Annotated in this window: 5 protein-coding genes; 2 read left to right on the forward strand and 3 right to left on the reverse strand. The window is 68.0% G+C overall.

From position 1 onward, the window contains the following. Nucleotides 1-125 precede the first annotated feature (125 nt). Nucleotides 126-1,919 (reverse strand): ABC transporter substrate-binding protein, encoded by a 1,794-nt coding sequence (locus ACWF94_RS31245; protein WP_453496029.1) that lies wholly within the window; start codon nucleotides 1,917-1,919, stop codon nucleotides 126-128. 112 nt (nucleotides 1,920-2,031) lie between these two features. Here ACWF94_RS31245 and ACWF94_RS31250 point away from each other — a divergent pair, with 112 nt between their 5' ends. After that, nucleotides 2,032-2,898: a nitrilase-related carbon-nitrogen hydrolase gene (locus ACWF94_RS31250; protein WP_453496032.1), complete on the forward strand. Its 867-nt coding sequence runs from the start codon at nucleotides 2,032-2,034 to the stop codon at nucleotides 2,896-2,898. A 38-nt stretch (nucleotides 2,899-2,936) separates the two neighbouring features. Then, on the forward strand, nucleotides 2,937-3,776 hold the full coding sequence (locus ACWF94_RS31255) for a polysaccharide deacetylase family protein (RefSeq protein WP_453496035.1): 840 nt from the start codon (nucleotides 2,937-2,939) through the stop codon (nucleotides 3,774-3,776). A 28-nt stretch (nucleotides 3,777-3,804) separates the two neighbouring features. Here ACWF94_RS31255 and ACWF94_RS31260 read toward each other — a convergent pair whose 3' ends face one another. Together ACWF94_RS31260 and ACWF94_RS31265 are read right to left on the reverse strand one after the other, a co-directional pair. After that, entirely contained in the window at nucleotides 3,805-4,509 is a 705-nt protein-coding gene (locus tag ACWF94_RS31260) for a response regulator (RefSeq protein ID WP_453496038.1), read from the reverse strand. 15 nt (nucleotides 4,510-4,524) lie between these two features. Further along, entirely contained in the window at nucleotides 4,525-5,688 is a 1,164-nt protein-coding gene (locus tag ACWF94_RS31265; protein ID WP_453496041.1) for a sensor histidine kinase, read from the reverse strand. Nucleotides 5,689-5,780: the final 92 nt, after the last annotated feature.

The following is a 5,780-nucleotide window of genomic DNA, read 5'->3' on the forward strand; positions in this document are numbered from 1 at the left end:
TCCCCACGGCCCTGACGGGCCTGGGGAGACCCCAACCAGACCCCGCTCACTGACCCAGCCTGATCCACCAGACACGCCCCAGTCGAGGGGCTGCCCGGCCGGTGTGCCGCCGCGCGGCCCGCGCCCTAGGTGTTCGCGGGCGGGCGAAAGGGCGCGGTGGAGTACGGCGCCGGGGCGATGACGTGGTGGTGGCCGTCCTGGATCTGGTAAACGAGGTGGGCCTGGGCGATGGACGGGTCGGCGGTCTGATCCGGGTAGACAAGGTTGGTCTGGTCGGGGGTGCCGAAGTGGTAGGAGCCGTTCACCCCGCGATGGACAATTCGCCGCAGGACGCGGTTGACTTCCTTGGCATCGTGCGGGGAATCACATTGCGCCCACGCGGCGGCCAGAAGGTGAACCATGTCGTAGCGTATTCCGGCACTGGACATTCCGGACTTCATTCCGGAACGCCGACGAAAACGCCGCTCGAAGCCGTGCCCGAAATCATCTGCATAGAGCCCGCTTACGGTTGCCCAGAGCAGCCCTTCGGCGCTGGCGTCGGCCCGGTCCAGGAACAGGGGTACCGACGGCGAGTACAGCGCGTAGAGCAGGGCGTTGGACGGCTCCTGCCGGAACGTGCGGACAAAGCCGGCCAGGTGAGGCGCGGAGAATTGGGCGATCATGACAGCGGAAGGGTCCAGGTCGTGGATCTTGCCGATGACGCCGGACCAGTTCGGCGATACGGAACTGATGCGGTCGACGGAAAGTCGCCACCCGGCGCGCTCGGCCGCGTCGGTCGCGGACGCCGTGAACGTTCTCATGTCTGTGTCGTCGGTGTCGAATATCTGCAGTCTGTCCGAGGACGGCTGCCATGCACCGGAGTCACGCAACATGGTCAATGTGCGGATGAAGCCGATTCCGTAGATGCTCTCCCGACCACACACCTGGAAGATGTTGCCGAATTTATCGGGTTCCTCGGCGATCAGATCGGCGGCGCTGGCTGAAGTCGAATGATGCAGCAGTGGATACCCGGCCGAGGCTGCGGGGAGGAATTGCGCGACGAGTGAACCGCGGGACCTCTGGAACGTGTACCCGGTCGTGATGGCGTCGACGTCCTCGCCGACGAGCTGTTCGATCGCGTGCTGTACTGCCCTGGGGTCCTGAATATTGATTCTGAGCGGAATGTGTTCGATCCTGCGGCCGGCGATTCCGCCTCGGTCATTGATCTCGTCCACGGCAAGTCTGGTGCCCTGTTCCATCTGAAGGCCGTCACCGAGCCAGTCACCGGCAGACGGGTAGACGGCGCCGATCATCAGTGGACGGGGGCGCGTGATGCGGCGCCGTGGAGCCGCGGCAGCGGGAACCGCGCCCGCGGTGCCGCGTACCGCTGCCTCAAGGCTCAGCAGGCTGAGCGGCGGAAGGCCGTCCAGTCGGCCCTGGACGGGGAGAGTGAGCAGGTCCCGGTCGAACGCGACAGCCGTCGCCGCCGCGCGGCTGGTGACGCCCAGCTTGCCCAGAAGCCGCTCGACGTGTGTGGCGGCCGTACGCCGGGAGACGGCGAGGCGGGTGGCGATGGCGGGGTTCGTCAGCCCGCAGGCGAGGAGGGTCAGCACCTGCAGTTCCCGTCCGGTGAGCCCGGAACGCTCCTCGGCTCCGAGCGGCCGGACCTCGATGTGGCAGCCTCCGTTCGGACGGCCGGCGGGAGAGACGCGGATATGCAGAATCTGGTGACCCGTATCGGTTGATCCCGTGACGGCTGTGTCAGGAGCTGCGTCCCAGACGAAGCACAGAGGAGCCGACAGGTCGAGCCGGGCGGCCGCACGGAGGTAGCCGACCAGACCTGAATACTCCGTGATCTCGCCACGGTGGCGCTCCCGGATCTCACCCCCGCGGGATACCGAGGCGATCGCCTCGGACAAACCGGCCGGATACCTTCTCATCGACACATTGTACGCGGGACCGGCCGGGTCCCCGTGTCGGTCATCTGACCGACGAATCCGGATCGACTCGCTGACACCATGCGGGCATCGACCGGATTCAAGGGAGAACCCGATGCCCAGGATCGCCAGCTGCACTTCCGCATTCCGTGACGTCGCCGACTTCGAGGAATTCTCCGCACATGTACGGGAACTGCTCGACCGGGCGGCGGGCGCCGACCTTGTCGTACTTCCCGAACTGATCACATTCGAGCTCATGACCGCCGCGCCCGGCTGGCGTGACGCCGTGGATCTGGAGCCCGCTGTCCAGACAGTGCGGTTCGCCGACCAGTACCGCGAAATGATGGCCCGCGAGGCTGCGGAGCGTCGGCAGCACATTCTCGCCGGTTCTCACCTGGTCCGCTCCGGCGACGGCAGGCTGCTCAACGTCGCCCCCCTGTTCGGACCCGACGGAACGCTTCTGCACGAGCACGCGAAAACCCATCTCTTCCCGCTCGAATTCTCTCTGGGCATCGGCGAGGGGGACGAGATGGCGGTCGTTGAGCTCCCCTTCGGCATCGTCGGCGTGAACATCTGCTACGAATCCGAGATTCCCGAATGCTCCGCGTCGCTGACCGAGCAGGGCGTGCAGATCCTCCTGACCCCCTCACTCACGCTCACCGAGGCCGGATTCTGGCGGGTCCGCCACTGTCTGGCAGCCCGTGCCGTCGAGAACCAGATCTACACCGTGCACTCCGGCGTCGCGGGCCCGGCACGGGGGCAGTGGCCCGGCGCCTGGGCACGCAGCGCGGTCCTGGGGCCCTGCGACACCGGCTGGCCCGACAACGGGGTGCTCGCCGAGACCGCCGCCAATGTCGACGCCGTCGCCGTCGCCGATGTCGATCTCCAGCGGCTCGCCGAGAACCGGAGGACGGGCGCCGCGACGACCTTCGCGGACCGCCGCCGACGCGCGGAGCGCTACCGGGCCTGGCCCTCCCACTGAAACCGCCACCGAGCATCCCGATCAAGGAGATCCATGCCATGAGCAAGCCGACCGTCTGCCTGACCTTCGACTTCGACGCCATCTCCGTGTGGCTGGGCACCATGGGCCTGTCCACACCGACCTACGTCTCACGCGGCGAATTCGCGGCGAACGTCGCGACCCCGCGCATCCTCGACCTCCTGGAACGCGAAGGAGTCACCTCCACCTGGTACATCCCCGGCCTGGACGCCGACACCTACCCGGACGTGTGCAAGCGCATCCGCGACGCGGGCCATGAGATCGGGCATCACGGATACGCGCACGAAGGGCCGACCAGCCTGGACGAGGCCGCAGAGGCAAAGGTCCTCGATCGTGGCCTCGACGCCCTCGACCGGGTACTCGGCGTCCGCCCGGCCGGCTACCGGTCACCCGCGTTCGACCTCTCCCCGAACTCCACGAGGCTGCTGACCGACTACGGATTCGTCTATGACAGCAGCATGATGGCCCACGATTTCGAGCTCTACCGCTGCCGCACCGGCGACATCATCCACACCGACCGGGCCGTCGAGTTCGGGCGCGAACTCGACCTGGTCGAGGTACCCGTCTCCTGGACCCTCGACGACTTCCCCTTCATGGAATTCGCCCTCGCCCCACCGATGCTCATGCCCGCGTCCACCGACGTGGACGGGCTGGCCAACCGCTGGCTGGGCGATCTCGACTTCATGGTGGAGGAAGTACCTCACGGCGTGTTCACCCAGACTTTCCATCCGCAGTCCATCGGCCGCGCCGGACGCATCCGGATCCTGGAACGGATCATCCACCGGGCCAAGGAACACGGCGCACAGTTCACCACCGTGAACCAGGCCGTGAGCACCTGGACCCGCACCTCCCCACGCTGAGAGAGCGTGACTCGTTTCATGAGTGAGGTCAGATCCTTGTCCGGAGAACGCGAGGCTCCTCCCATTGCCGTAGGCGGGCCGTGCCGGATTGGTAGGCGAAGGCGACGAGCTGGGCACGATCGCGTGCGTTCATCTTCGTTTTGACGCGCTGGACGTGCGTGCGGACAGTCAGTGGGCTGAGGATGAGTTCATCGGCGATCTCGGCGTTGGATCTGCCCGCTGCCACCAGGCTGAAGACTTCGCGCTCCCGGGGAGTGAGGCCGGCGATGCCTTCGGACTCGGGTGCGTCGGCGGCCGGGTGCGGAGCGGACAGGAAGCGAGTGATCAATGAGCGGGTGGCGGCTGGGGACAGGAGTGCGTCCCCCGCGGCGACGGTGCGGATCGCGTCGAGGAGTTCGTCGGCGGTGGCGTTCTTGCCGAGGAATCCGCTCGCGCCCAGGCGCAGGGCTCGGGCGACGTGTTCGTCGGTCTGAAACGTGGTGAGGACGAGTACCCGGGTAGCGTGCAGGCCGGGGTGGTCGCAGATGGCCGCGGTCGCGGTAAGGCCGTCGGTGCCTGGCATGCGGATGTCCATGAGGACGACGTCCGGGCGGTGGACGCGGGCGAGGGCAAGGGCTTGCTGTCCGTCGATGGCTTCGTCGACGACTTCGAGGTCGTCGCAGGAGTCGATCAGTACACGGAAGGTCGCACGCAGCAGGGCCTGGTCGTCGGCGATCAGAACGCGAATCGTCATGGGAGTTCCAAGGGATCAAGGCTGGATGGGAAGTTCTGCCACGACGGCGTAGCTGCCGTCGGAACGGCGGCCGACGGTGAGGCGGCCCCCCGCGGAGTGGGCGCGTTCGCGCATGCCGATGAGACCGAATCCGCCGCCGGGCGCGCGCGGAGGCGGGAGCGGGTTCCCGGCATTGCTGACGGTGAGCGTCAACCGGTCCTGGGTGTAGGCGAGGTGCACGTGCGCGGTGTCCACCGCGGCGTGTTTGGCGACGTTGGTCAGGGCCTCCTGCAGAATGCGGTACGCGGTCAGGTCGGTACCGGCCGTCAGCGGGCGGCTCTCCCCCTCGGCGGTAACGGCGAGACGCAGGTCCGCAGAGGCGAAGGCGGAGACGAGGTCGGGCAACAGAGCGAGGCCGGGGGCCGGTTCGAGCAGTTCCTTGGTGTCGTCGGGTTGACGCAGCAGGCCGACCGTGGCCTGGAGTTCGCGCAGAGCCGCCGTCGTGGTACCGATCAGGTCGGTCAGAATGCTTCTGGCCTGTTGCGGGCGAGTGCTCCACAGGTGTTTGGCGGTGCCGGCCTGGGCATTGGCGAGGGCCATGTGGTGGGCGACGACGTCGTGCAGTTCCCGGGCGATGCGGACGCGTTCTTCGATGACACGGCGGCGGGCTTCCGTCTCCCGGGTGCGCTCGGCATGTTCGGCACGTGCGTGTACGGCGTCCAGATACGCGCGGCGCGACCGTACCGCCGCGCCGTATACGACGGGCAGCAGGACCCAGAAGACGAGGCTCACCGCCTGGTCCGCCAAGGGCTCGCCGTCCTGGCTCGCATGCAGGGCCACGGGCAGGAGCACGAGGACGGCGAAGAGGCAGTGGGCCCGGATGGTCCGCCGCGAGGAGCGCAGGGCGAGTGCGTACAGGGCGACGATGACCGGGAGCAGGAGCAGCGGGCCGAACATGCTGCCCAGGCCGCCGACGACGGCGGTGGCGACGGTGGTCATGACCACCACCGAACCGGCGTGGCGGTGACGGGCCAGCAGGCAGGCACAGGTGAGCGCCGCCAGGGCGAACCCGGGCCACCAGACGGCGCCGGTACCGGCCCGCCGGTACCGGTTGCTGGTGGCGGCGTACAGCAGCAGCAGAAAGGCCGCCTCGACAAGGCGGGGGTGCCGGCCGGCGAGCCGGCGCCAAGGGATGGCCACGCGTTCCTCCGAGCGAGATCGACGGTCGGTCCCTCCGCGCGGTGCTGGTGATGGGGCGGACGGAAGCAGGGCGGGAAGGGCCGCTCGTGTCC

The organism is Streptomyces sp. NPDC055078 (genome assembly GCF_053607985.1).

Bases quoted from the DNA above. Each gene is read 5' to 3' on its own strand.
- ACWF94_RS31245 (WP_453496029.1), bottom strand. From the start codon at position 1,919: ATGAGAAGGTATCCGGCCGGTTTGTCCGAGGCGATCGCCTCGGTATCC.
- ACWF94_RS31250 (WP_453496032.1), top strand. From the start codon at position 2,032: ATGCCCAGGATCGCCAGCTGCACTTCCGCATTCCGTGACGTCGCCGAC.
- ACWF94_RS31255 (WP_453496035.1), top strand. From the start codon at position 2,937: ATGAGCAAGCCGACCGTCTGCCTGACCTTCGACTTCGACGCCATCTCC.
- ACWF94_RS31260 (WP_453496038.1), bottom strand. From the start codon at position 4,509: ATGACGATTCGCGTTCTGATCGCCGACGACCAGGCCCTGCTGCGTGCG.